The organism is Ensifer adhaerens, from assembly GCF_002940685.1.
Classification (GTDB): Bacteria; Pseudomonadota; Alphaproteobacteria; order Rhizobiales; family Rhizobiaceae; genus Ensifer; species Ensifer adhaerens_E.
Map to the genome: position 1 here is coordinate 1 of NZ_PNFP01000034.1, position 23,798 is coordinate 23,798.

Annotated in this window: 31 protein-coding genes; 20 read left to right on the top strand and 11 right to left on the bottom strand. The window is 57.6% G+C overall.

Going from position 1 to position 23,798, the window contains the following annotated elements; all coding sequences use genetic code 11:
- Window positions 1-43: 43 nt before the first annotated feature.
- Window positions 44-457, bottom strand: a complete 414-nt coding sequence (locus C1A35_RS34665; protein WP_104668761.1) for a ParB/Srx family N-terminal domain-containing protein — start codon at window positions 455-457, stop codon at window positions 44-46.
- A 301-nt stretch (window positions 458-758) separates the two neighbouring features.
- Between C1A35_RS34665 and C1A35_RS34670 the strand changes: the two genes are divergently transcribed.
- From C1A35_RS34670 to C1A35_RS34675, 3 genes are read left to right on the top strand one after another with little or no spacing between them, the layout of a single operon-like run.
- On the top strand, window positions 759-965 hold the full coding sequence (locus tag C1A35_RS34670; protein ID WP_104668762.1) for a ribbon-helix-helix domain-containing protein: 207 nt from the start codon (window positions 759-761) through the stop codon (window positions 963-965).
- Complete coding sequence (locus C1A35_RS37165; protein WP_272939283.1) at window positions 965-1,096, top strand: hypothetical protein; 132 nt, start codon at window positions 965-967, stop codon at window positions 1,094-1,096. Before C1A35_RS34670 ends, C1A35_RS37165 begins: the two co-directional genes overlap by 1 nt.
- A gap of 58 nt (window positions 1,097-1,154) precedes the next feature.
- Window positions 1,155-1,619, top strand: coding sequence for a hypothetical protein (locus C1A35_RS34675; RefSeq protein WP_104668763.1), 465 nt, complete (start codon window positions 1,155-1,157; stop codon window positions 1,617-1,619).
- Between the two features lie 70 nt (window positions 1,620-1,689).
- Here the strand turns inward: C1A35_RS34675 and C1A35_RS34680 are convergent, their stop codons facing one another.
- Window positions 1,690-1,992 carry a hypothetical protein gene (locus tag C1A35_RS34680; RefSeq protein ID WP_158665265.1) on the bottom strand — a complete coding sequence of 101 codons (303 nt, stop codon included), beginning with the start codon at window positions 1,990-1,992 and terminating at the stop codon, window positions 1,690-1,692.
- Between the two features lie 286 nt (window positions 1,993-2,278).
- On the opposite strand from C1A35_RS34680, the gene C1A35_RS34685 reads away from it, so the two are divergent.
- The 5 genes from C1A35_RS34685 (at window position 2,279) to C1A35_RS34695 (ending at window position 7,418) form a co-directional block, all read left to right on the top strand.
- A complete protein-coding gene (locus tag C1A35_RS34685; RefSeq protein WP_158665266.1) occupies window positions 2,279-3,700 on the top strand; it encodes a hypothetical protein in 1,422 nt (473 codons plus the stop codon).
- 108 nt (window positions 3,701-3,808) lie between these two features.
- Window positions 3,809-4,252 carry a hypothetical protein gene (locus tag C1A35_RS36260; protein ID WP_158665267.1) on the top strand — a complete coding sequence of 148 codons (444 nt, stop codon included), beginning with the start codon at window positions 3,809-3,811 and terminating at the stop codon, window positions 4,250-4,252.
- 11 nt (window positions 4,253-4,263) lie between these two features.
- Window positions 4,264-5,082, top strand: a complete 819-nt coding sequence (locus C1A35_RS36265) for a hypothetical protein (protein ID WP_158665268.1) — start codon at window positions 4,264-4,266, stop codon at window positions 5,080-5,082.
- Between the two features lie 15 nt (window positions 5,083-5,097).
- Complete coding sequence (locus tag C1A35_RS34690; protein ID WP_104668766.1) at window positions 5,098-5,550, top strand: glycine zipper 2TM domain-containing protein; 453 nt, start codon at window positions 5,098-5,100, stop codon at window positions 5,548-5,550.
- Between the two features lie 92 nt (window positions 5,551-5,642).
- Window positions 5,643-7,418: a hypothetical protein gene (locus tag C1A35_RS34695; RefSeq protein ID WP_104668767.1), complete on the top strand. Its 1,776-nt coding sequence runs from the start codon at window positions 5,643-5,645 to the stop codon at window positions 7,416-7,418.
- Here the strand turns inward: C1A35_RS34695 and C1A35_RS34700 are convergent.
- Window positions 7,402-7,926, bottom strand: a complete 525-nt coding sequence (locus tag C1A35_RS34700) for a DUF1036 domain-containing protein (protein WP_158665269.1) — start codon at window positions 7,924-7,926, stop codon at window positions 7,402-7,404. The genes C1A35_RS34695 and C1A35_RS34700 overlap by 17 nt on opposite strands.
- 405 nt (window positions 7,927-8,331) lie before the next feature.
- Between C1A35_RS34700 and C1A35_RS34705 the strand changes: the two genes are divergently transcribed.
- From C1A35_RS34705 to C1A35_RS34720, 4 genes are all read left to right on the top strand, one after another.
- Window positions 8,332-8,886: a hypothetical protein gene (locus C1A35_RS34705; RefSeq protein WP_104668769.1), complete on the top strand. Its 555-nt coding sequence runs from the start codon at window positions 8,332-8,334 to the stop codon at window positions 8,884-8,886.
- 206 nt (window positions 8,887-9,092) lie between these two features.
- Window positions 9,093-9,389, top strand: a complete 297-nt coding sequence (locus C1A35_RS34710) for a hypothetical protein (protein WP_104668770.1) — start codon at window positions 9,093-9,095, stop codon at window positions 9,387-9,389.
- 354 nt (window positions 9,390-9,743) lie between these two features.
- Window positions 9,744-9,923 carry a hypothetical protein gene (locus C1A35_RS34715; RefSeq protein WP_104668771.1) on the top strand — a complete coding sequence of 60 codons (180 nt, stop codon included), beginning with the start codon at window positions 9,744-9,746 and terminating at the stop codon, window positions 9,921-9,923.
- 141 nt (window positions 9,924-10,064) lie between these two features.
- Complete coding sequence (locus C1A35_RS34720; RefSeq protein ID WP_104668772.1) at window positions 10,065-10,496, top strand: hypothetical protein; 432 nt, start codon at window positions 10,065-10,067, stop codon at window positions 10,494-10,496.
- A 390-nt stretch (window positions 10,497-10,886) separates the two neighbouring features.
- Here C1A35_RS34720 and C1A35_RS34730 read toward each other — a convergent pair whose 3' ends face one another.
- Window positions 10,887-11,123: a hypothetical protein gene (locus C1A35_RS34730; RefSeq protein ID WP_104668774.1), complete on the bottom strand. Its 237-nt coding sequence runs from the start codon at window positions 11,121-11,123 to the stop codon at window positions 10,887-10,889.
- 25 nt (window positions 11,124-11,148) lie between these two features.
- On the bottom strand, window positions 11,149-11,712 hold the full coding sequence (locus tag C1A35_RS34735) for a recombinase family protein (RefSeq protein ID WP_104668775.1): 564 nt from the start codon (window positions 11,710-11,712) through the stop codon (window positions 11,149-11,151).
- Window positions 11,713-12,053: 341 nt separating this feature from the next.
- Between C1A35_RS34735 and C1A35_RS34740 the strand changes: the two genes are divergently transcribed.
- Together C1A35_RS34740 and C1A35_RS34745 are read left to right on the top strand one after the other, a co-directional pair.
- Window positions 12,054-12,401 (top strand): hypothetical protein, encoded by a 348-nt coding sequence (locus tag C1A35_RS34740; RefSeq protein ID WP_104668776.1) that lies wholly within the window; start codon window positions 12,054-12,056, stop codon window positions 12,399-12,401.
- Window positions 12,402-12,417: 16 nt separating this feature from the next.
- Window positions 12,418-12,996: a hypothetical protein gene (locus C1A35_RS34745; RefSeq protein ID WP_104668777.1), complete on the top strand. Its 579-nt coding sequence runs from the start codon at window positions 12,418-12,420 to the stop codon at window positions 12,994-12,996.
- A gap of 380 nt (window positions 12,997-13,376) precedes the next feature.
- Here C1A35_RS34745 and C1A35_RS34750 read toward each other — a convergent pair whose 3' ends face one another.
- Complete coding sequence (locus C1A35_RS34750; RefSeq protein ID WP_104668778.1) at window positions 13,377-14,030, bottom strand: hypothetical protein; 654 nt, start codon at window positions 14,028-14,030, stop codon at window positions 13,377-13,379.
- Window positions 14,031-14,401: 371 nt separating this feature from the next.
- On the opposite strand from C1A35_RS34750, the gene C1A35_RS34755 reads away from it, so the two are divergent.
- The 6 genes from C1A35_RS34755 (at window position 14,402) to C1A35_RS34780 (ending at window position 18,757) form a co-directional block, all read left to right on the top strand.
- Entirely contained in the window at window positions 14,402-14,725 is a 324-nt protein-coding gene (locus tag C1A35_RS34755) for a hypothetical protein (RefSeq protein WP_104668779.1), read from the top strand.
- Window positions 14,725-15,117: a hypothetical protein gene (locus C1A35_RS34760; RefSeq protein WP_104668780.1), complete on the top strand. Its 393-nt coding sequence runs from the start codon at window positions 14,725-14,727 to the stop codon at window positions 15,115-15,117. Before C1A35_RS34755 ends, C1A35_RS34760 begins: the two co-directional genes overlap by 1 nt.
- Before the next feature lie 3 nt (window positions 15,118-15,120).
- Window positions 15,121-15,333, top strand: coding sequence for a hypothetical protein (locus tag C1A35_RS34765; RefSeq protein ID WP_104668781.1), 213 nt, complete (start codon window positions 15,121-15,123; stop codon window positions 15,331-15,333).
- A gap of 124 nt (window positions 15,334-15,457) precedes the next feature.
- A complete protein-coding gene (locus C1A35_RS34770; protein WP_104668782.1) occupies window positions 15,458-16,975 on the top strand; it encodes a type IV secretory system conjugative DNA transfer family protein in 1,518 nt (505 codons plus the stop codon).
- A gap of 2 nt (window positions 16,976-16,977) precedes the next feature.
- Complete coding sequence (gene mobQ, locus C1A35_RS34775) at window positions 16,978-18,234, top strand: MobQ family relaxase (protein ID WP_158665270.1); 1,257 nt, start codon at window positions 16,978-16,980, stop codon at window positions 18,232-18,234.
- Between the two features lie 205 nt (window positions 18,235-18,439).
- Window positions 18,440-18,757 carry a hypothetical protein gene (locus C1A35_RS34780; protein ID WP_158665271.1) on the top strand — a complete coding sequence of 106 codons (318 nt, stop codon included), beginning with the start codon at window positions 18,440-18,442 and terminating at the stop codon, window positions 18,755-18,757.
- A 77-nt stretch (window positions 18,758-18,834) separates the two neighbouring features.
- Here C1A35_RS34780 and C1A35_RS34785 read toward each other — a convergent pair whose 3' ends face one another.
- From C1A35_RS34785 to C1A35_RS34805, 5 genes are all read right to left on the bottom strand, one after another.
- Window positions 18,835-20,091 (bottom strand): YiiX/YebB-like N1pC/P60 family cysteine hydrolase, encoded by a 1,257-nt coding sequence (locus C1A35_RS34785; RefSeq protein WP_158665272.1) that lies wholly within the window; start codon window positions 20,089-20,091, stop codon window positions 18,835-18,837.
- 47 nt (window positions 20,092-20,138) lie between these two features.
- A complete protein-coding gene (locus C1A35_RS34790; protein WP_104668786.1) occupies window positions 20,139-20,783 on the bottom strand; it encodes a DNA methyltransferase in 645 nt (214 codons plus the stop codon).
- On the bottom strand, window positions 20,783-20,980 hold the full coding sequence (locus C1A35_RS34795; RefSeq protein WP_104668787.1) for a hypothetical protein: 198 nt from the start codon (window positions 20,978-20,980) through the stop codon (window positions 20,783-20,785). Before C1A35_RS34795 ends, C1A35_RS34790 begins: the two co-directional genes overlap by 1 nt.
- Before the next feature lie 646 nt (window positions 20,981-21,626).
- The gene (locus tag C1A35_RS34800) at window positions 21,627-22,448 is read right to left on the bottom strand and encodes a DUF3800 domain-containing protein (RefSeq protein WP_104668788.1); all 822 of its coding nucleotides are present in this window, start codon (window positions 22,446-22,448) and stop codon (window positions 21,627-21,629) included.
- A gap of 94 nt (window positions 22,449-22,542) precedes the next feature.
- The gene (locus C1A35_RS34805) at window positions 22,543-23,676 is read right to left on the bottom strand and encodes a tyrosine-type recombinase/integrase (RefSeq protein ID WP_104668789.1); all 1,134 of its coding nucleotides are present in this window, start codon (window positions 23,674-23,676) and stop codon (window positions 22,543-22,545) included.
- Window positions 23,677-23,798 lie beyond the last annotated feature (122 nt).

Consider the following 23,798-nt stretch of genomic DNA (forward strand, 5'->3'; position numbering starts at 1 on the left):
ATGCCCCGCGAATATGGCCCACAACCATGACGGTCATACGAACTCAACAGGACAGTTGCGACGCAGAACCTAACATGACCTCCCGCTGCACGTTCTCAGCCAGCGAGATTTCAGTATCGCTCCCCTCCTCCCGCAGGTTGCACGGGATTTCGGCATCATCGGCCAGACGCCCCTCCTTCGCCAGCAAACGCAGGGCGGCAAGGCGGCGCGAACCTGCTATCACCTCGTACCGGCCCTTCTTCGCCTTCCGTACCGTCAGATTGTGGATGAGGCCGTGAGCCTCGATGCTGTCGGCCAGTTCGGAGACACCAACGGCGGCATTGACACGCCGGACATTGGCCTTGCTCGGCACCAGCCGGTTGAGGGCGATGGGCTCCACGGCATGCTGGATGCTGGCAAGAGCCTCCACATGGGCATTTTCAGCAGACGATGCCTGCATTACGGATACGATATTCATGGTTTTCTTCCTTCCTTTTTCGTTCATGGAACACGGAGCAGAACCGCGTTCTGCTTCCCGGAGCCGCGCGAGCGGTGGGGTTGGAAGGGGACAACAGGCTTCGCGGGGAACCGGCTGCACGAAACGCAGTGGAGGAAGCTGGGCGGAAGCCCTGTTGGGGGGAGAAAAGGGGCAAGGCCCCATGGCCCCCACCTTACGATAAATGCCGCGGGAACCGCGTCACCATTCCCTGCCCGGTCAGAGGTTCGAAACGTATTACGTTGTTAATCTTTGATTAAGTCCTTCGGTTTAAACCGGAACCATGAGCAAGAAGGTCATTTCATTTCGATTGTCGGACGAGGAACTGGCGAAGCTTGATGAAGCGTGTCGGCGACTAAGTCAGAACCGTTCCGAGACCGTCGTTTCGGCCATCGAAGTTCTTTTGCGTGACTACGTGCATGAGGGAGGCACCCTCATTCAACGGACACCTTGGCTTGAGCGGCCCACCAACCCGGAGACACCCGAGTGATGAATTTTGACTTTAACAAGCTGCTGGTGGTGCTCTGCAGCGTCGTCATCCTCGTCGGGATCACGGCCTTCTACGGAAAGAGCATCGAGATTTCTCCCACGCGTGGCCTAAAATTTGAGAGCGCACCCTAGCTGCACAACGGAATTGCCGTGCTATGACACCTCAACGCACAACGGCAGCGGGGGAACCATGCGTACTGTCATGACGATCGGACTGCTTCTCACGATGAGCACAGCCGCACAGGCGGAAACGCTCTATTACGGCTCGCGTGCTGGCATGGAGGTCACCGTTGTCAAAAAATCGAACATTGGCTCCACCCACGCGAAGATCGTAACGAAGCACACCCGCGACAACGCCACCGCCTATTGCCGGGAGTACGTGCAGAAGGTGACGCCGAAGTGCATCGCCGACGAGTTGAAGGTCGAACTGGATCTCGAAATCGCGGCCAACTGCAAAACGGGCAAATTCACGACGCTCAACGGTCAGGGCTATCAATTCAAGGGACCGAACGAAGCATACGACCCCACTGAGATGAACACGGAGTACGTGTTGGTCGAGGTTGGCACCAGCGAACCTTTGGACGGTTCGAGCGCATCCGGCTATGACGTGGCCCTCGACCAGTTCAAGGCTCTATGCCCGAACCGGGTGCAATAGCTTCATGACCGCTTAGACCGGTAGGCATCGGGCGCAAGGCCCCCCGGCGTAAACCCCGGGGGGACCCAGGTCAGTTCTGACTCGGCGGATTCGCGGCCAGCCGGTCAGCTTCGACAGCCAGATCAATCACATGATGCACGAGGAAGGCGTCGATAAGCGAAAGGGCATAGTCCCGCGATATCGGCAATATGCCTTCCTGCAGCAGATGACGGCCAACATAGTCACCGGCATCCCAGAGACTGCGGGTCATCTCCGGATAGTTCGGTTCAATCCGCTCGATGACACTTTCAAACACAGCATTGGCGGCCTGAATAAACTCGGCCCGATCGTCTCCGCTCAGAGGCAGAGACGCAATTATGGCATGGGAATCCATGACAAGCATTCCTTATTGGAGTGGCGTTCTTTTGCATCAGCCTTATCGGTCGCCAACCGACGCTGGTTCTTGGTGTGGTGGCCTATCAAGGCGCCAGGCGCCACCTTATGCTCACATGCGCCAGAGCAGGATACGTAGGAAAGCGGCGAATGCAATCCGCCTGCCCGAAAATGAGCCTCCTGCGGCATGCGGAAGACAGCCCAACAATTTGAGGGGTTTGCTGCTTGCAACAAGGAGGAAGGCAATTTAAAGCTGTAGCCGGTGTTGCAACCCATTGGGGCTGGGTATGAACAAAATCGTATACGCGACCGTACTTCTGCTCGGATCTTGCTCGACCGCCTCGGCTGGATCGCAGCAGAATTTTGATTTTGCCAAATCCGCCTGCGCCCCTAAGGCAGGCAGCTTCGAAAAAGCAATAGCCATCCGCGTGTTTCCACATCTGACGGATGAGGGCGGTTTTGCCCTGCGCGACGGCAAAACAGATTGGGAAAAGCCGTTTGGTCTTCAAAGCCCGGACGCAGTTTTCAACTATGTATCTCGGGCAACCTTCGACGGCTGGGCCGTCTATCAACTGCACAGCGCGGAAAATCCAGCCCGCTTCACTGTCCAGTATATGTTCGGCGACGTGAACCCTGCCCCGCACGATTGTGTGGTCGTGCCAGAGACGCCGGAACCGGTCGCCATCGACATCATGCCGCCATTGGCACTGCAGATGTACCTTTCCAGGCTCACTGGGGACGGAAGCGGGTCTCCGGACCAGATGCGCTCGCGATTGCGCCAGACACTCGGCCTGCCAGACAATGCCTTGGCCACCGTTCGCCAGATTGCTCCATCAGTTGCGGCGGATGCCACTCCGGTCTCCGCCGGCACAACGGTTGCCAACGCCTGCGGCGTGCCCGTCAACAGTGCACTCGTCGAGATTGGCAGCCATCAGCCGCCGAAAATTTTCACTCCCGAGACCGTCAACGGTCATTGGGAGTTCAATTATCTGTCTGAAGCCGACGAGCCGTTGACCGCAATGTGCTTCCGAACGAAGGACGAGAGCAGTCTGTTTCGTGTCCCTCTCCCGACAGGTCTGTCACGCTGTCAATTCGACACGGGCGCACTGTCGTGTTCGGCCGAAGCTAAGTCCGGCACCGTGCAGGGAACCAACCTTGACGAGCTTTCACCGGAGCAAAAGGCACGATTGTCGGCGGCGGCCGACGAGATGATGATGAATGATCCTTATTCGCGGTCACTGCTCGAAGAACCGAAGGCAAGGATTGAAGCTTCCGACTACACGGGCGAACGTCCAACCCTCGCCGGACTTCCCACCGTAGTCGCAGAGGAGTTCATAAAGTGGGACCGGAGTTGCGGCCAGGACGCCAATGGCAACTTCACCGAGGATTATCTCACGATGACCGACATCGATCAGGATGGTGACCAAGATTTTATCTTGAACGGCGACGGAGCAAGCTGCGTACAAAGTGGCAAAATTGTCGCCATGGGCGGGGGTAACGGTGGCACCAATCTCATCGTGTTCACCCGGCAAGCGGCCAAATTCACAAAGACACTCGATGTATTCATCCAAAGTGCGGAAATCCGATCCCATCAAGGTTTCACAACTGTCGTGACAAGTGATGGTAGCTACAAGCTCATCAGTGGAAAGGCCATAAAACTTGCAAAACCACTAGAGGGCGGAAACGTTGCCTTCTTGTTTGGTCGATAGGCGAACTAATATCCTTATATTTGGCGTGATATTTATCCAGAACTATTGCGCAAAACATACAATTATCTTCATAATGCGATCTATAAATATTGATTCGGAAGTAAAATTGTGAAGCTATTATCGTTATTTTTGTTCGTCTTACTGCTGCAATCACCTAGCACTGCGAGTGCAGAAGAGCCTCGTTCTTCGCAAAAAACCCACGCTCTAGAATCTGCTTGGAACGAATCTAACAAAGATCCACTGGCGTTTTTGGTAATGTGCTATGCCTCCTATATGGACGATCACAACAACTCTCTATTAGAAGCATCAGGCAGTAGAGAAAAGTATGAATTTAACATGATTATGTCCAATGGATTTGAAGGCATGCTTGAGCACGCAATAACTACTTGCGATCCGGAAATACAGCGGGCAAATATTATAAGCAACAAAGACCCCTCGTACAAAAAAGCAAAAATATTTATGTACGACTTTGCTAAAAATCAGAATGCCACGTTCTTAAAAGAATGTTCGTCCGACTATTGTAAGAAGTTTTCCTCTAGGGTTACCCGCTAGGAGTTTCTGATATGAATGGGCGCAAGGCAGCCTTATTCGGGGTGGGGTTATTTACGTCGGCAGATCCGTCTGCCGCCTTAGACTTGGATAGTTACATTGCCTTCAGAGTCAAAAATCATGAAAATACGAAAAAATCTGTAGATCTTAAACGAGCAGACTCTGCTCTACAAAACTTATCGAAATTTCAGCAAAAAAATGGATCAACAAGCGGCGTAAACATCGTCAACAAACCAGTATTGAGTTCTTCGAAGAGCGTATTTTCCTCTCTGTTCCAATCTGAAGCAACAAAGAATTCCGTTAGAGAAGCTGCAATTAACGGAAAATATTTTGATGGGAAGGAAGCGGATAGAGTATTCGATCAACAGACCGCCAAAACCAATCAGTCTATTGAAAAATGGAGAAACGACAAGAATCCCTATGGGGAAGATATATCAAGCGATATATTCAATGAGGTCGCTGGCGGTATCTACGATTTCGCAAAACAGATGTTGGGAAAAGAGTCGCAAGCCAAAGGTTTTACGAACACCAGCAACATAAGACAGTACGACCTAGCGCCATCGGAACCATCAGAGATAGAAAAAGCGGAACCGGACGTAGTCCGTGCTGTTGACCAAGCGTCTACCTTTGCCCCCCGCGACTACGATCAGTTCGTCGATGGCGCGGTCGAAAGCTCCAACGACTACACCTCATCACGCGATCCGAACTACGGGCCACAACCCGACAACTCAGCAAGGTCGCGCCCAGCAAGAACTCCGCAAGCTTTCTCTCGCCGGTGCAATCCCGGCGCGGTGGACTACACGACTCCATTCCCAGTTCCGGGACGATGCTAACCAAATAGGGGTAACATGAAAAAAGTGAACATGGCCGTGCTCTTGTGCGCGGCAGTCAGCCTGTCGTCATGCGAGACAACCGGCCCCAAACAACAAACTGGAACGGTCATTGGTGCCGTCGCGGGCGGCCTCATTGGCTCGCAGTTCGGAGATGGGGGCGGAAGCATCGCTGCCGGTGCGCTGGGAGCCGTGGTCGGCGGTCTTGTCGGGGGCAGCATTGGTGCACAGCTCGACGCGCAAGACCGCGCTCGTCTGCAGCAAATTACCACGGCCTCGATTCGAAGCGGCCAAAGCAAGTCGTTCAGGAATTCGAAGACAGGTGTCAGCGGAAAAACCAAGGTGATCCGTGAAAGCAACGCCGGAGGCAAACAATGCCGCACGGTCCAGCAGAACGTCACTCTGGCGAACGGTCAGGTATCCCAGGATACGGTTACGGGTTGCAAAGGTGCGAATGGATGGTCCGTTTAAGGGGACTCTGGTCTGTCGTTTTTTCGCTTCTCACCATACCAGGCGCAGCAAATGCTGCGCCTTCCGATCCCCCTTTCGGGACATCAAAGGCATTGCCCATCTCGTTCCAGGTCGATGGCGGGGCGGGCTGGTGCAACAAGGGCGTGACGGTACGGCTAAAGGCGAGCTCACCGGATGTCCTCACGGATGGTTCTGAGCCGTTCCAGCAAATGCTGGGACGAATTCGGGCGATCATCGAAGGCGACTGCTCAAAGGTTCGCAATATTGGCTTCTACGGCCGCACGAAAAGCGACGAGGTGTCTGTCGGAGAGAGTTCGAAGCTGACTGATTGGGTCTACGTCCCCTTCAAGCTTCACGGCAAACCCGCAGACTGCAAAGGTCCAAGTAATTCCAGCCTCTGTGCCCAGCGCTGGCGCGTCTTCAACGATGTCCGCGGTCTCTTTCTAAAAGGGGCGTTTTCCGAAGCGGTTCTCACACGTTACCTGTCCACGGATGAAGGAGCAGACGCCGAATTTGTATCGGGCGACGCCCGCGGGCGCGTGGCTTTTGTCCCACTCACGAGCGGCGTTCCCTTCACCGACGCGGCCGCCTTTGCCCGGCAGCAGATTGAGCAGCAATCCCAGCGCTGCAAGGGTGAATACGTTAAAGGTGAGCTGGCCTCACTCAGTAATGGAGCGGCCTCCCAAGGCGGGACATGCCGCACGACCGATCGGAAAACACATTCGCATTTCGTCATCTCGAAGGCACCCGATGGTTTTGAAGTTATCGCCTTTTCGGATTTCACCGAGAAAGGCATGTCTGGGCGCCGCCTTGCAGCCGAGCTAAATGCTGTCCTGTCGGGAACGGAACTGCCCTGGTCGGACATCAAACACGAAAACCCGAATGACGGGAAACCGGGCTTTGCTGCTTCGGGATGCCCGGCCGTTGCACAAGAGTTCGCAGAACTCGGCTCGCGCCCTGTCGCCATCCGGCTAGTCTCGGAAAGGACCGACGAGCCGGGCCTGTGGGCATTGCGTACTGCGACAAATGCGCGGGGCGAGACATCCAAGGACGCCTGGAAAATGCGGATTCGCAACATTTCCGACGCGGAGCAAGCCACGCTTCAACAGGGTGAAAAGTTCGGTTACTGGCTGCTCTATCGCATCACCGAGAATGGCCAGGGGATACAGTTCGAAAATCAGCTGTATGTGGGGCAGGCGAACACGGAATGCACCCCCTTTCGCACACCGAAGGTCGTGCGCGCAGATAGCCTGCCTAACCATGTCAATGAACTGTACGTCGACAATCTCGATCTGCTGCCGGCCGATAGCTCTCCCGAAGGCAAGCGCGCCACATTGCAGCAGTGGATGACAGATCGAAGCCGCGCTGAGGCCGAACAGAATGCCGCGCTTCAGAACGACATGGCAAAGTTGCAGCAGATGGCAGAGGCATACCCAGTTCCCCTCCTGGTGGCCCTGTCCGACTTCAACACCGCGTGCTTCGCTCTCGACAGCAGCTATTCCGTGGTCTTCGCTGACGATTTCGTCACTCGAACTGATATCGATGGTGACGGCGATCTTGACTACATTGCAACTGGAGATGGGGCGATATGCAAGGACGCTGGCGGTGTTGCACATCTGCGAGCCAGCGATAATGGAGCCCTGCGGGTCTTCATTTTGACCAACACAACGAGCGGGCCTGTGCTGGCACTCGATGCCAAAGTCCAAGCTGGCACTGTTCGTCGCCACAAAGGCTTTGCGGTTCTCGACGGCGGGAACGGCACCATCTACCAGATTGCCGATGGGCAATCTCGACGCCTGGACACCTCGCCGGAAGGGGGAGAGATCGTCTACTCGCTGGTTCGGCCTGCCACTATCGGGAAATGGTGATGGTGTGGTAATTGGAATCTATGTTCAGGTCCGTGAACCCCTTCAGGGCGGACTTGGCACATTTGACTTCTGGATAGTGGACACGCTTGAAACGTGCTGACTCCACACAAAGTTTACGATCTTTTCCGTTCCATTCCCGACCGGCGCCGTTGTTCGCATAGAAGGCAAAATCACCCTTGGGCAGGTCGGTGATTTCGGTGCACGCACTTTTCTTCGCATCGTACCAACCCATAACAACGTACCCGTCATCAACGACTAGATTGCTGTACTTGCTGTAGAAGGCCAACTTCAGATCGCGGTTTGTTTTGTTGCAAACGTTCAGCGTAAAATTCTCGCGAAGCTCCAGCTGGCGGATTTCACTGTCGACAAATTGCTTCGTCCCCGCACTACCAGATGTACCAGTCTTCTGGGCATAGCCCTCTTCGATGCCATCTTCGGCAGTGACCGTCGTCACACAACCGAGACCGACGGACAACCCAACAATCCATGCAATCAACGTCTTGAGCATCTCTGGCCTCATGTAAGAGTTTTGGCTGACTCTAATTTCAATCGAAAGTGGATTTGGTCAATAGCGATGGCGCTTCCAGCTCGTCGGACAGGATACTAATTTAGGGTTTTGAAGCCGATGCCGACGCTAGGGAGCAAACCGAGGGCTAGGGTCGCTTCCGCTATCGTTGGCTGTTTGCACCGATGGTTTCCGAACGAAAGCGTACGGAGGGAGCCGGCCCGACACGGAGCGCGGAGGGAATGGATGGGGGCGGTCGCGTTCGTATGAGTCCAGATTTCCGTTTCGGCTTCTAACCGTCGAAATCCAAATCCACAATGCACGGCTGTGAACCAATTGATAACGTCATATCCTTAAAGTTGTTGCCCTATAACAATTTTCGCACGCTTCGTTGTCGAGGAAACAGACGTGAATATAGATACACTAGTCTTGATTATCGCGGACCAGAATGGGGGCAAAAGCAACCAAATGAGAAGCGTTTTCGAGGAGCACGAACTCTACCATCAGTATGGCGGTTACCCGAAAAGGGCGATCAGCCGCCACCAGCTTGTGGCTCCAGACATGGAACTCTTCATTCGTCTGTCGTCCTGGCACGAAAGAAAGCACAACTACCAGACTGTGAAGAATGATATCACGAACGGGAAACGTCACCCCGACCGGCGATACAAGGTGCTTGTTGCGGCCCAGGTGAAACCGACGCGCCAGCTTCCGATGACCGGAGAAGAGCTATTCATGAAGCTCTTTGCGGATTTCTCAATTCGGCGAGGGTATGCGGTTTGGCTGAATCCGGATCGCACCGGTCAAAAGCCTTTCGCGATCAGCTCTAAGCTAGCAGCCTTCCTGTCGTCGAACCGGCGAGCGAGTACACTAGCGATTGATAGCCTCGCACTTCATCCGTCAGCATCGCCCGGCACCAACTCCATCAATGCCCGATTATTGGCGGACCTACTCTTCCGCACATGATTAAGGCCACGTGTGGCCGTCACGGTCGCCCCCCCCGGCGGCAGATCGCTCCGGCAATCGGTCAACGCGTCCCAAGCACTGATGCCCACAGGCATTGTAGAATCCTACAATTGACGGGCGACTAACACTTTTGCGAGTAGCGTTCTGACCGGAAAAGATGAAATTTCCCGGTGTTTCTGTGTCGGAATACAATTGGAGGCAACAATATGTCCCAGAGCGGCTCGTTCACATTTTACACCTATGCGCGCGTCGACCCGTCCCGCGAGGACCGTTGGGCCTATACGGGTATTTCGGACATCTTTTTTGATGACGAGGAGAGTGCACGTCAGGATTTGCGCGAACTGCGGGCGGACGTCGAGAGCGAGGCCGGCTACACATGGCAACCAATGCAGCTTGAGAAAATCGAAACCCTTCCCGTTTCTCGGGAAACCATCTTGGCGCTGCTCAACGACGGCGTAGGCTCGTTTGTAAGGAAGTACGAGATTGTCGAGGTTATCGACTAAAGCTGCTCCGCGCCCTCGTGCCTGCGCCCCGTGCTGCTGATGGCGACTGAACATTCGTGTCGCCGCACGCGGGTTGACGAATCATCGCGACTGTTCGACACTTTGGCTTCCGTCTTTCGCGCATGAGTGCGATCGGCGGCAAGCGAAAGGGAGCTGGTCCTTGTCGCTTCACGAGACTGATAAACCAGTGTTGGTACGTTCCAGGTCAGCAAGGAACTAGCGAACAGAGCTGGCCGTCGGGAATTTTCGGCGCGCGCACATGGAGCAAGGTAGCCAGTTCTACCCGCGTCACTCGGCAGGAGCGATACGACACTTTCAAACAAGAGCGGACCCGAAGTGTCCGAAGGAGACCTTATGGAGCAATTGTTCCAGAAGGGTCGCTGGGCTTGGTTGAAAGTGACCGTAATCGCTATTGTCACTCTTCTTATGCTCGCGACCTTCACGTTTATTATTTTGGCGAAAGACCCGAAGAGGCTATCTTTCGGCGTTTCGTGGTTCGCAACATTTGAGTACGAGGCTCGCGAGGCGCAATGACCCAAACGCGATGTATGACAAAAGAAAAACGCGGCTAATGCGCGAAGAGCTTTGATCCAAGCCCATATCGGCGGGCACCAAAGACTCTAAGGAATCCGACAACTGTTTGAGCCGACATTCCCTTCAAAATGAGAAACCGCAATGGACGAAGCCCAAGATATCCCGCTCGGACTCACAAAAGAGCAATGGACCGATATTCAGGCCGAAATGGAGCGGCGCGAAGCTGCCAACCGCAAACGCTCGGCAACGATGAAAGCGAAGGCAGCCGCCGAAAAGGCAAAGCGGCTCGCGCAACCTCCAACCAGCCTGGATGATGCATGGCGCCGGCATGCAGACTTGTGTCCACATCCTCCCTATTCGGAGGCGGCCACGGCCTGGTTCCGTGAAAACCGACATTTTGACTTTGATGGCACATCATGGCGGCGGGAGCGGAGGCTCCAGACCACTAATTCCGGAAAAGGAAAATCCGTCCGGAGCATCATCTATTATGGCACTGACGGTAGGGTGGTGGAAACGCTCAACAACACCAACCGGCGCAACGACGAAGCTCGGGACTTTGGACTGCCTGACTGACGCCATCGTCCAACGCGGGGCACGCATTGCCGCGCTCTATCTGCTACGCCAGCGACGAATTGCGTCTGCAAAATCAGGCCCGGCACTGAAACCCCATGCGGCTCCACAGATGCTGAAAACCGACACACCCGCGATACCACCAAAGACACCACCCACAATGCCGGTTCCCGCCCCAAGAAGGAAGCCGACCGCTGCACCTCCAACGACTCCCGCAATCCTCGCCTTCATGTCTCCCCCGTTACTGCACAGCCATCATTTCGCCACGCACAATCCGGGGGCCGGCACTTAATGTCAATTTGGCAAAGAAGCAGCACGAATAGAAAAGCGCCGCAGGAGGCGCAACAGCTACGTGCGGGACCAAGGAAATCGGTGACCGCTTATCATGCCACACTAAAACAATTCAATGTCTGATGGCGGGACATAGCCCGGAATATTGGCGGCAACCGTGACCCAATTGAGAGGCTTGGCACTGTAAGTTGCGTAGGCGGTCACAAGGGAAACCTCGACCTCCAGCCCGATTTTCGCCGCGAACTTCACGGCCTCATTAAACTCACGCATCGCCTGATGCAGCCTCTCCTTCGCGAGCCGTTGATCATGCGTGAGGGGGAACTCCACTACAACGGCCATAGCCCTTCCTCCAGTGTGCTTTGCCTCACGTCATTCGCTGTTGCCTAAAGATCCGCAGTATCGTGCTTTCGCTGACCCCAAACGCACGCGCGATACGCGCGCAGGGTTCGCCCTTGGCCCGTCGCTCGGCAACCTTCCTCCACTCCGCTGGCCCCAGCTTTGGCTTTCGCCCGAACTTGACGCCACGAGCCTTGGCCCTCGCGCGGCCGTCGGCCGTGTTTTCGAGGATGCGCAGGCGTTGTATACGGCCCACCCAGCCTCGCATGTACGCCGCCATATCGGAAAAGTCATAGACCGTGTCGATAAATGGCTCATCGAGGAGCCGCAGCCGGGCACCGACGCTCTCAACCTCGCGAAGGATCAGCACCAGATCGAGCGGGTCGCGGGCAACTCGATCCGAAACCGTGGCCAAGAGGGTGTCGCCTGCCTCAAGACTGGCGAGTAGTCGCAAGAATTCCGGTCGCCCCTCCGTGTCCTTACCACTCTTCTTTTCGTGGATGATCAGGTCGCAGCCTGCCTTTTGGAGCCTGTCGATCTGATAGGCAAGATCCTGCTTTTTCGTAGAAACGCGGGCATATCCATAAATCATGACTGCATCCTGACAAGCAATCTGACGGAATCGAGGAGCAGAAACACGCGCCTAAAACCTTATATTACTTAATATTATCCGCTGATTGCAAACAGTAATTAATCACGACTTTTGCAAGTAGGGTGGATTCACATTCTGTTACCGCCATTTTGATTCGACAATACTTATTTTCATTCACTTTCTTGCTCGGCACAGCGTGCACGTTTCGCCGCTCCGGCGACCGTCAAAAGTCGTGATTTTTGATATCCAGAATCTGCCAACGGCACAGGCCGAGCGGCGGGTTCTGCCGTTCTGCCACGGCTAGGAATCCGCCCCGATTTACTTCTTGGGGACTGTTTCACATGCCGAAAACGCCGAAATCACATTCCTTCCTCTCAAGTAGCCTCGCGGCGGCGGCATTTGCCCTGCTACTTTCCTCCTGCGCTCCCAGCCCGACCATCGAAGGCAAGTACAAGGCCGACGATGGCGCAGGTTCGAGCGCCGAATTTCTGGCGGACGGAACCCTGATCTTCGTGAGCGGGGGGCAGCAGGGCGTTTGGAACTGGACGAAGCTTGATGACGACCGCCTCAAGCTCGCGCCCGGCGGCGGCCTTGCGGGAACCAAGGCTGCGATATGCACCTACGCCCTGTCCAGTGCCGAGCTACGCTTGGCGGATTGCCATCTGGCGATGACCCTGACCCGCCTCTGATCGGTAGGAGCCTCCCATGACGACGAAGATCGCCACACTCATGGCTGCCGCCGCGTTCGCCACCGCAGGCACGAACGGCGCCAAGGCCCAGACCGCCGAAGAGGCCGCCATCTTCATGGTGTTCGGCCTACGCGACCAGGACACCGCAAAGGACGCCAGCGGTGAAATGCGCGTGACAAAAGTGGCCGACGCGCCGCTGACACTCGGCTTCACCTACATTCCGAACGGGGCAGGCTCGACGGGCGGGACAACGCAGGTAGCGGTGACTCAACAGGATGCCTGCCGCTACATCTTTGAAGCCAAACCGTTGGATGGAAGGAGCGGCGAGAAGCCTGTCAAGCTGGCCGTGGATTTCACGCAGGTACAAGGCGCAACGCTGAGCGGGTTCAGCGGCGTCACGTTTGCCGGTGCCACCATGACCTGCATCGAAGCTGGAGACCGCTGCGCGATCCTGAACCAAGACCTCAAGGCAGGCCGGTTTGAAGGGCGCATCGGCCCCTTCGACAAGGACAAGCTCACGAACCTTCCCAAGCATCAGGCCGAACTCGATGCGACCCTCGCGGCGTTCAAGGAGACCACATGCAAGCCCGACTGAGCCTCACCGCCACGTTGGCGGCGTCCGGGCGGCCGCACGGCACCTCAAGTGCCCAGACACCGAAAGGAGGTGACATCACCCTCATGGAATGAAGCAAGCCGGAACCATTTTCTGCCTCCCGCATGCCGTCACTGCCTCAACCCTCGCGCCCCTTCGGGGGCGTTCTGATTCAAGATGGAGAAGAACTATGCTCATACCTGTATTGGGTGGACTCACCGCTTGTTTCGTATTGGTGGCTTTGGGAAGCCTTATCGGCCTCATCGGGCTCATCGCCCGCGAGGCCCCTTGGCTTCTCCTCCTCGCCGGAGGTGCCGCGGTGTTCTGGCTAGCAGCTGCGGCCTAGCCCCGATCCGGACGATGCAACATCGTCCGGTCATCTATTATTCAGTTTCGGCAGCCACGCGAGATTTCCGGCGCCCCGTCAATCGCCGGAGCGGCCCAGTAATCCGTGCCAACATGGACTCCGCAGGAGCGGCAGGCTCTGGAAGCAGAGCCGACTGCGCCCTGAGGGCAGCCCTCTCCTCACGTTCCCGACGTACCTCCTCGTCCCGATCGGCTTTCCGCTGGTCCAGAATCGACCGAATATAGTTCAACGCCTCCTCCTCGCTGAAATTCAAAAAACCGCGCAACAACCGTGCCACGTCCGCCTCCTTCTTCTGGTAGACGTGGGCGTACTCCGTCTGAGCACGGGGCCGACTTCTTAAAAGCATCAGCATGTTGATGGCTTCATCAAGCGCCGCGAAAATCATCTCGTACTGCGCTTGCGAGATCACGTAGTCAAAGCCGGGGGCGGCGTGTTGCAGCCAGCGCTCAAACGTCACCTCATCCTTAGTAATCGCCTCCGACGTCAAGTAGTTGTCCAATGCCTCGTGGATCAACTTGGACCGGCTGATCTTGTTGACGGTGGTGTATTCCTTGGCGACTTTGAGGAGTTCGTTGTCGATATAGGACGAGATCCCTGTCGACGGAGGACCTGCTTTCCGTCCGCCCCCATGCTTGCGCTTAGGCTTGGGCTTGGTAGTTGCCTTTTTCATTCTTCCCCTCCGACTTCGCCCACACCGTTGCGGTGCATTCCCTCAAAAAAATCCGCCTCAACCACTTGCGCCCGCCGGCACACGTCCCACACTGGGGACATACCAGACAAGTCCCGTTTTCCCATCGCACACCGAGTTTCGTGTCGTTCTCCGGTGTGCGAGAGGTCGTGAGTGTTGCTGCGCTCCGGCCTCCGACAAAACCTCCCTTGCACGGGAGGTTTTGTTGTTCGATGCGTGTCAATCTTATTAAGATTGCAGGCACCTCTCCGAGCAAAATTAATAGAATTCCTTCGGCCTGCAACCGCTGATTTCCTGAACCTGTCCGACCGAGCAGCAACTCGACGGACACTCTCAAACTGAAGGAAATCACAATGAATGACACCCGCCTCAAATACATCTTCAACAACATCAGTCCCGCCATCCCCGATAACCGCGGCCGTCCGATCGGCGGCAAGTGCATTGGCTTCACCCGCATCCATCCGGGCGGCCCGCTGGGCGGCATCTACGTGTTCCCGCACATCGGCGGTAAGTACCTCTACAGCTCCAACCCGCTGAACCCGCTGGAGCTGCAGATGGTCCGGCGGCTCGATAAGGAACGCCCGCGGAACAACCAGCTCGGCTTGCCGCGCAAGCGTGACAGCCAGGCGGTTCGTATGCTGAAGACGCTCAACCTGCTGCTCGGGGGTTCGCGCTAATGGTCGAAATCAATATTTACTCATCCGGCGATGTGGAGATCACGTATGGTTGGCCTGTCATCAGCGCGTACCAGGCGCTCATGAACTCTCAGCCCGCCCTCGTGCTCCCCGAGCCGACGAGCATCCCAGCGGTCATCGCCCTTCCGCAGATCCTGCCACCCGAACCACCGCTGAAGCCCCTCTCGGCGAAAACGGTCAAACGCATTCTGGAAAAAGCCATCGACGAGTACCTCCTCCCGTACATGGAGTATGCAGACCTGCTCCGTTGGGACGCTCTGGCAGATGGCACGACGGTTGCGGTTGTCGAGGATTCGGACACGACCGTGCGCTACTACTGGACGATCTGCCCCAGATCGTTCGCCCCCCTCAACCTCGGTCCGATCGACGAGTAGGCGATGAACCACCTCATCGGCTTCGCCTTCCGTGTGATGGAGAAGCTGCTGGATCTCTACCTGAAAATCCTGGTGGCGCTCCTCAGCTTCTTCGGCCGCGCATTGGTCCGCATCGTCGCGGACATCTATGCGCGGCTCACCCACAAACCGATGCGACGTGCGCCGACCAGGCGCACCTCGTATCCGCGCCGCCGGGGTCATCCCCGGCGTCGCTGACCGATATCAGATATCGCACCCCTCCCCGTTAACCCCGCCAATATCATTGCGAAATTCCGGTTCGTGCCGCTTCGGCAGGCACGCCGGTTTGCGCCCGATGCTGGCCACATGACAGGTAACTCTCATGGATTTGGTCATTTTGCTCTTCAAATCCGCCTACTGGACTCTCACGTTTCTGCGGAAAGCCTGCTGGTGGATACTGCGGCTCCTGTTCCGGATAGCCTATAAACGCCGCCGCAAGGGCGGCTCCCACGGCTCTTCCCGATGGGCCACACGCTGGGAACAGCTCCGCCACGGGGCTATCACCGGCGAGGGCGTCATTCTCGGACGCGGGGCTTTCCGCCGCTTCCTCCGGTTTTCCTCAGACGGCATGGTGATGGTGTTCGCGTCCATGGGCTCGGGCAAAGGTCTCGGGGTCGTGATCCCGTCCCTGCTCACCTATCGCGGATCGATGGTCGTCACCGACCCCAAGGGCGAAAACTACGAGATCACCCGCCGTCGCCGCGCAAGCTTTGGCGAAGTGCGGATGCTCAATCCCACCGACCTTGAGCATTCCGACCGCTACAACCCGATGGACATCATTCGCATCGGCACCCCCAACGAAGCGGACGATGCGGCAGCCTTGGCATCGCTGATGATCAAACCGGACGCCCGCGAGGCGCACTGGGACGACAAGGCGGCGTCGATGCTGAAGGCGCTTATCCTTCACTCCCTCAATGAGCCTGTGGCAAGCCGCACGCTGGCCGCCGTGCGCCGCCTGTCGGTCGGCACTCCGCATGTCTTCCTGTCCACACTGGAAGACATCACGGACAACTCGCCGTCACTCGCCGCACGGGAAATCGCCGCCGGCTTCCTCACCAGCGCACTCGAACCCGGAGGCGGGTTTTCGGCGGAATTCAAGTCCATCCTGTCCAACCTCCAGAAGGCAACGGAACCGTGGTCGTCAGGATCGCCCGCAGGCGTCCTCTCCTCCTCATCCACGTTCGACCTGGCCGAACTCACCACGGCAACTTCCACACTCTTCCTGTGCGTCGATGAGGACGTTTTGACCGTTTACGAACGGTGGTTAAGGGTCATGGTCGGCTGCGCGCTGAAAACGCTCACGCGGGCCAAGACGGCGCCGCCGGAACGCAAGGTGGTGCTGCTCCTTGATGAGGTCGCGGTGCTCGGCCGCCTTGATCCCCTCGAACGACAATCCGGCCTGCTGCGCGCCTACTGCACGCCAGTCCTGATCTGGCAGAACCTGCCGCAGATCCACGAGATCTATCGCGACGGGGCGGAAGCGTTTCTCGCCAACGCGTCGGCACGGGTATTCTTCGGGGTCAACGACAACCACACGGCCACGTATGTCGCCAACATGCTTGGCAACATGACCACGCTGTCCCGCTCGTCCGGGGTCAGCCATTCGGGGGACCTGTGGGACAACGGCAATCGCCAGAAAGGCCAGTCGGAAAGCGGGTATTGGCTTCTCGATCCCGCCGAAGTGCAACGCTTGCCCCTCATCCGCACCGTCGTCAAACTCCGCAATGTTCCTTACTCAATCCTCGGCCGCCGCCTTGACTATCGCAAGGTACGGCGCTGGCGCGGCCAATGGGACAGCTGGCGCGGCACATCGCCCAAGCGAAGACGTTTCGGGAGGTGAGCATGGCTATATATCACTTTTCCGGGCAGATCCTCGGACGCAAGCCCAAGCGGAATCCCGACGGTTCGTACCGTCCCGGCTCCAAGGCGGTGGCCGCTGCGGCGTATCGCGCCGGACAGCGGCTGGTCGACCGCACCAGCAACGAAGTCCATGACTACAGCCGTCGCGGCGGGGTCGCACACGCCGAAATCCTTGCACCTCCCGGCAGCGCACCGTGGCTCACCGACCGCGAAACCCTCTGGAACACGGTCGAAGCCATGGAGGTCCGCAAGGACGCCCAGCTGGCACGCGAGTTCAACATGGCCCTGCCGCACGAGCTGGGCCGCGACGATCGCCTTGACCTCGTACGGACCTTCTTGGAAACGCATTTCGTGCGGCGCGGCATGGTCGCGGATTTCGCCCTGCACGATCCCCTCCCCGACCAAGGACAGAACGACAAGAACTTCCATGCCCACGTCATGCTGACCTTGCGCAGTGCCACTACGAGAGGACTGGCCCCCGTCAAGACCCGTGAGTGGAACAGCAAGGAGTTTCTGAACGTCTGGCGGGCTGAATGGGCCATCGCCTGCAATCTCGCACTAGAACGGAGCGGAAAACGCGTGAGGGTCGATCACCGCACATTGGCGGCCCAACGCGACGAAGCCCTGGCACGCCACGACAAGGCACGCGCCATGGAACTCAACCGCACCCCGGAAATCCATGTCGGCCCCAAAGCACGCCAGATCGTGCGTGGCGACCGCCGCCCCGTGAGCCAGATACGCGAGGTCAACGCCTTCCGGAAGAGATCGCAGGATGGAACACCCTCACCAGCCCGGCGCCGGCAACGGGACTACCCCTCTTTCGATCACGGCTCGCGACTATCATGGCTGGAGAACATCGTGGCGGGAAACAACGTCCAGCTTAAACGCGACCTCATGGCCATCAACCGCCGTTTCGACCGCATGAACCGCAAACTCGACTACTGGCACCGCAATGCGGCCTTCGCGGCAGAGGGTGCGATCATGGGGCCAACCTTTCGCTTTAATCGCTGGAAGGCCGCACAGGAGAAGAAGGAGCGCAATGAGCTGGCGGCCCGCAAGGTGGCCCATGCACGCAAGCGGCTGGACCAGATCGCAAAACTGCTCAAGGAACTGGAGCGCGCAGCCACCGGAACCACCCTGCGCTACGAGCGGAGCCTGATACGGGCCAAGGAGGTTGAGCGCTGGGTGCAGCGGCTGCGACACGTTGGCCGGACCGCGTCACGGAGACGCGAGCGGTGACATGTCAGCGGCCTCCGGCAAGCCCTAAAGCCACACCCGCCAGGGTGTTCCGTTCCGGCGGATTGCCACAAGCCTGTGGCTGCCGGAGCACCTATGTCGCGCAGCGATGTATAAGTGCGCTATTCCCCCTTCCTTTTTCTTCACCTCGCAGACCTGTGGTTTTGGCGCTTCACAGGATTTCCTCCCCTACTGCCAAGGAGCGACCATGTCTGATACGTCTCTTGTCATCCGCGTTATCGGTAACCTTGCCGCCCTCTCGGGCTTCGTCCTACTGGCCGGATTGGCCATCGACCACGCCGCCGGCTGGCTCGGTTACCAGCCCCTGGCATTCTGCACGCTGCTGCCTCCGGTCATCGCCGTCGCTTACGGTGTGGGCGTCCTCATCACGTGCATCGGCGTCATCATTTTGGTGGTATCGTTAGGGAGAAGCAGTAGTGGCCTTGGCCTCGCGATCGGCGGCTTTCTGCTCTTCGCTTTGCCGCTCATGCTGCCACGCTACCTCGGCGTGAGCTGTCTATTGTAAGACAAAAACGGCCGCGCTCCGCGCGGTTTGCAGGGGGAACCCCCTGCACCCCCTTCGTGCCATAGCAAGGAAAGAGGTCACTCGACAGTCATGGGAACATAGAGTTCGCCCATCGACCTTCGGATACCGAAACAGTCAAGACAGAGCCGAAGGGTGCCAGGTCCGCCCAATGGACGCTGCGATTCTTCAAGGACATAGTCACTAGCCGGATCATCCCCGCAGACCGAGCAAACATCCGACCGCTCGGCCGCATCGACGACAGCGCGCGTCATCATTGCTTGGGGGGGATCCCACCGCTCCAGTGAGGCAAACCACTCGATCGTATGCGGAGCCAGCTGGGGAGGTTTGGCAGGCACGGTATGTCCGTTCATGGTCAGCCAAGCCCGCGCCGTCTTGAGCCGCTGATCGTGGAGATAAGCGAGGTGCTGGTAAAGCTCGGCCATAAGGCCGAAAAAGCGAAGATCAAACTGCCGCCGGAAAAGAGCGTACCCACCGCGATTCACAATATAGCGATGTGGGCCATTCTCCTGATCTCGGAGTGTCGTACGGCAGTAGGCTTCAAAGTCTTTTGACGGTTCGGCATTCATCACCGCCACGTCATATTGCCACGGATTCTTGTCCAGCTCGATTTGCCACAACATGAGATAGCCTGACCGCTCAAGGAGAGCGCAAAAGGCGTCATCGTCTTCCGGATGCTCGACAAGATGGCGGTGGATATCGTCGAAGGTCTGGATATCCTTGTTTTTGGCTCGGGCACCATCCAGAACGTCATTGATCGCCCGTCGCATTATCTCGGTGCTATCGAGATGTTTGTCCCAGCGCGACTTTTCCTCTGCCGAAATATCGACAGCAGGATTGTCGATCGCGGCAAGAAGAGGGCTATTTTTAAGATCCCCAGGCGAACAGAAGTCCACATTGCCAACCAACTGAATACCTGCATGGGAGAATGCTTGAGCGACAAGCCGAGAGCAGAACTGCTTTTTGCTGGGTCGGCGTGTACCGCCAAGCGCCGTCTGCACGGCCTCCTTCGTTGAATACTGCGTCCCGATATGTCCGCGCATAAAGGTAATCACGGCGCTGAGCTGGGCATCTGTGAGGCCTTTGCTGAGCCGCAGAACATGAATGGAACAAGCATCCTCGTAAAAAAGGCGCTGTGTATTGCGGGCTTGGACGCCTTCTGCGGTGGCATCGATAACCGAATAGCCTTCGACGCAGACCATCGCATGCGAAATGTCGCTGCGCGTAGCCATCCGGATAGCCTTGCTGACGACCTCGGTCGAGGTCGTCAGAATGATGTCGCCCGGTTCCAGTATGGTATCATTGATCCGCTTCATGGCAGCTCCACGCTTATGGTTCTCTACGATGGCATTGCTGTACTCCCTCACGGGAGCGCAGCATGGGCCCTCAAACTCGCAGTCATATGGTGACGCCTCTCAAGCTCGATGCCAAGGAAATCACGACCACAACGCCGTGCGGCAACCAGCGTGCTCCCCGACCCACAGAAGGGGTCAAGTACGAGGTCACCCGGCCGGGTGAACGAGCGGATGATATCCTCCAGCGGCCGAAGCGACTTCTGCGTCGGATGTAGGCGATTGCCGGTGCTATCCCACGACAGCACGTCGGCCAAGGGGCTTTGGGGCGCTACGGCCGGACCTTTCGCCAGCAGATACGCTTGCTCGTGGGTATGCCGCAGGAAGCGCTGCGAAGAGGCGTACGCCTTGTGGAACACGAGATGCCCTGCAATGCAGAACCCCGCATGACGCCACGCGTCCATGAAGGCATCGACTTTGTTCCAACCGTAGAAACTGACGGCAAGGCCCCCAGGTTTCAGGACACGGTACATTTCCGCAAAGGCGGGTTTCAGCCAGTCGCCGTTTGCGTCATTCGCCACGGTGCGGCCCAGGCGGTCACGGTAGCGGACAAGGTAAGGCGGGTCGGTCAGGATGAAATCCACTGACCCGTCCGGAAGGCGCTGCATCAGAGAGATGCAGTCGCCGTAGAGGACGATGTTACGAGCGGGGCGCATTACGCGTCGTCCCGTTCGGTTTTCGGCTTGCGGATGGTCAGGCGCCCGTTGAGCGGCATCGCCGAAAGCGTGATGTTGAACCCGTCGCCATCGCTGTGGGACCAGCCCGCACCTATTTTGGTCCAGTGGGCTTTGTCACCCTCGCCTTCCACAACGTAAACGGCGTAGTCGGGTTTGCTCTTTTGGGTCGGTTTCATGATCGGTTCTCCCGTTGGTTATCCGGCTGCGCCTGTCGCGGCCGGTCGGGGGATTTCTGCGACCGCGTTCCTGAGCCGAAGGCGGCCACAGGCAACGGCAACACGGGAGCGAAGCGAAGGAGCGGGCAGCCGATTGCCGGTGACAGGAACCGGGCGCACACCCGACAGTTCCGGCCGTGCGGTGCAGACGGCAACGGGGAACGACAGGACGACGCTCATAGCCAAACCCCGCGTCCGCCATGTGAGGAAGAGCATCAACGACAATGACCCACCGCGCCGCCAGCGAGGGAAGCATCCCGGTTGGTGTACGGACACAAGCGCAGTACGGAGCTTCGGTCGGAGGGATTGTCGTTGCCGCACGCCGAGGAACTACCCCTAATGCGCCATGGCTATCCGCCTAAACGGAAACTCCGCACCTACGGGGTAAAAATGCGACAGGGGGTGTTCCCCGCTTGAGATTATTGCAACCCGGAGAATCACAAAAATGACAACGCGGCCAATCGCTTGCGTTACGTCGGCCGCCTATCGGAGATGAAAAAAAGTTGCAAAAAATGCAACTTTGCCCTATATGGAAATCAGAGCAACGCTCCGGGGTCGGCGCTAGGCGCTGGCCGTACATGGATTAAGGCCCCTTGAGGGCCTTTTTTCATGGGAAGCAGCTGTATTTGATGCCAAGGCTCGGCCTGTCTTCCGGTGGCAAAAGCGCATCAATCAGTTTTCCTGCCGCCATCAAATCCACATAAGGCCTATAGGTAGGGTCATAGCCACCCTTTGCCATGGGATACAATATCAGGTCAGCAATCTGAAGCATCGGCGTATTCTTGGTACGCCGCTTCGGCTCCCCCATCACCAAGCGCTTGAAGTCGTCGGCCGAGAGCGACGAATAGGAAGCCGAAGTCGTGCTGTTAAACGGCATTCCCTCGGCCTTTAGAGATTTCGCGTATTGAACAAGATCCCGGTCTTCGCTCTTTCCAGATTCCTCGAAGAAAACGCGCAGGACGCGATCTTGGCTGTCGGCATACTTTGCCGCCCGCTCAATGAGGATCGAGTATGCAGTCTTGCACATGTACCAGAGGCGGTTGCTGTATTGGTCGCGGTAGCGCGCCACGTATCCCGGCCGGTCGATAATCGCGGCAATGCCGATAACGGGCAGGTTAAGCAAAAAGGCATCAAGCTCCGGAAAGAATGCGCGGGCACTTTCTGGCTTCTTTAACCAGCCAAAGTCGCCCCGGCCACCCCGTATCTTGTACGAGTGAAGCGGATAGGTGATTCCGTGCTTGGTGCAGAACGCCGCGTGGCGCTGCTTCACCTCGTCCACGTCTTCTTCTTTGATCAAGACCCCGCCGAGACCGAAACAATCCAGTTGGTCGCGACGCTGCTCGGCCGGCTCGCGGTCGGGATCGCGGCTGCCGGTATCATCGATGAAGAGATGGAATTCAGGACGGCGTGAGGAGGAATCGTGTGTCATTGCCAACGGAAATTCTCACACCTGGGCCCCTGCTCCAAGGAAAAAAGCCGGCCACGATGACAGGATCAAGGTGGGCGGAGAGAGGGCTAAACCCTCATGAGCGCCCCGCCAAGCGGGCGCTGCGAACCGGCAAGCGGTTCGGGGAGACACCCGTTCGGGTGTCTTTACGAGGCTGTGCAGCCTCGTGTCCGTGGAAGGGCGGCGCTGCCGCCGCCCTCGGCATCTTCCGTGCCCGGTTTGCCCGCTGCTTGGGCTTACGGGCGTTGATGACGGAAGCGTCCAAGGTCGTCTTGATATGAGCCGCGTAGAACTTCTCGATCATCTCGACGCTCGTGCGGCAATTTTTGGCAATGGCGTAGACATCTGCCCCTTCCATGAGCCGAAGGCATATATAGGTGTGACGTAGGCTGTAGGCTGTCCGAGGTTTGCCGTCCCGGTCCAGCTTGAGATGTTGCGCATCAAGAAGATTGTTGAACATCTTGAGATAATTGCCGGGGAACAGCAGATCGGTGGGCGCAGGAAGCTCGCCGGTCTCGGTCGCATCCTTTCCGCGTACCGGCTTCGCCCGGTCGCGCAGGCGCTCATAGGGCTTAACCGCCCCTGGCATGGATTTGCACCAGCCGATGCCGCGCTTGCCGCGCACTTCGATTTCAAGAATGCGCTCGCGGGAATCCGGATCCTGAACGATCGTCACATCCCGGTGCTGGAGCTGCTTCGCCTCATCCGGTCGCAGGCCGGTATTGCCCATGAACAGCACGAAGTCATGGAGCTGCTGCGCCTCCCACCGGAAGTACGGGTTCTTCGGCTCCTTGGCATTCTGGCGGGTAGCCTCGTAAAGCTGCTTGTACTCGGCCGGGCTGAACCAGGGCCGGTGCATGATCTTCCCTTGGGTCTTATAAGGTGGCGACAGGTCCGGAAGATGGTTGAGCCACTTATGACGGATCGCGGTTTTCAGGACCTGACGGAGTGTTCCGACCTCATCGTGAAGCGTGCTGCGTGCCGGAGGCTTGCCCGTCGTGGAGGTACCGATACGATGCACGCGGTAGTCCTGCACGGTTCCGGCCGTGATCTCCGACAGGCCCATCTTGCCGAAGAACGGGATCAGGTGGAGCCGCAGGCGGATGCTGTGGCCCTCAACCCACTTGGGGCTGCGCTCACCTTCGGTGATAACGGCATATTCCTGCTCAAACTTCTTAGCGGCTTCGGCCAAGGTCTTTTCGGCCTTCATCAAGCCTGCGGCCAGCTTGCCGCGAAGCCCGAGATACCAGTCTTCCGTGAGCGTCCGGTGAGCGGATTTTGCTGAACGAGCCAGTTAGGCGATGTTCTGGCATTAGAACCAGCATTAGTGCA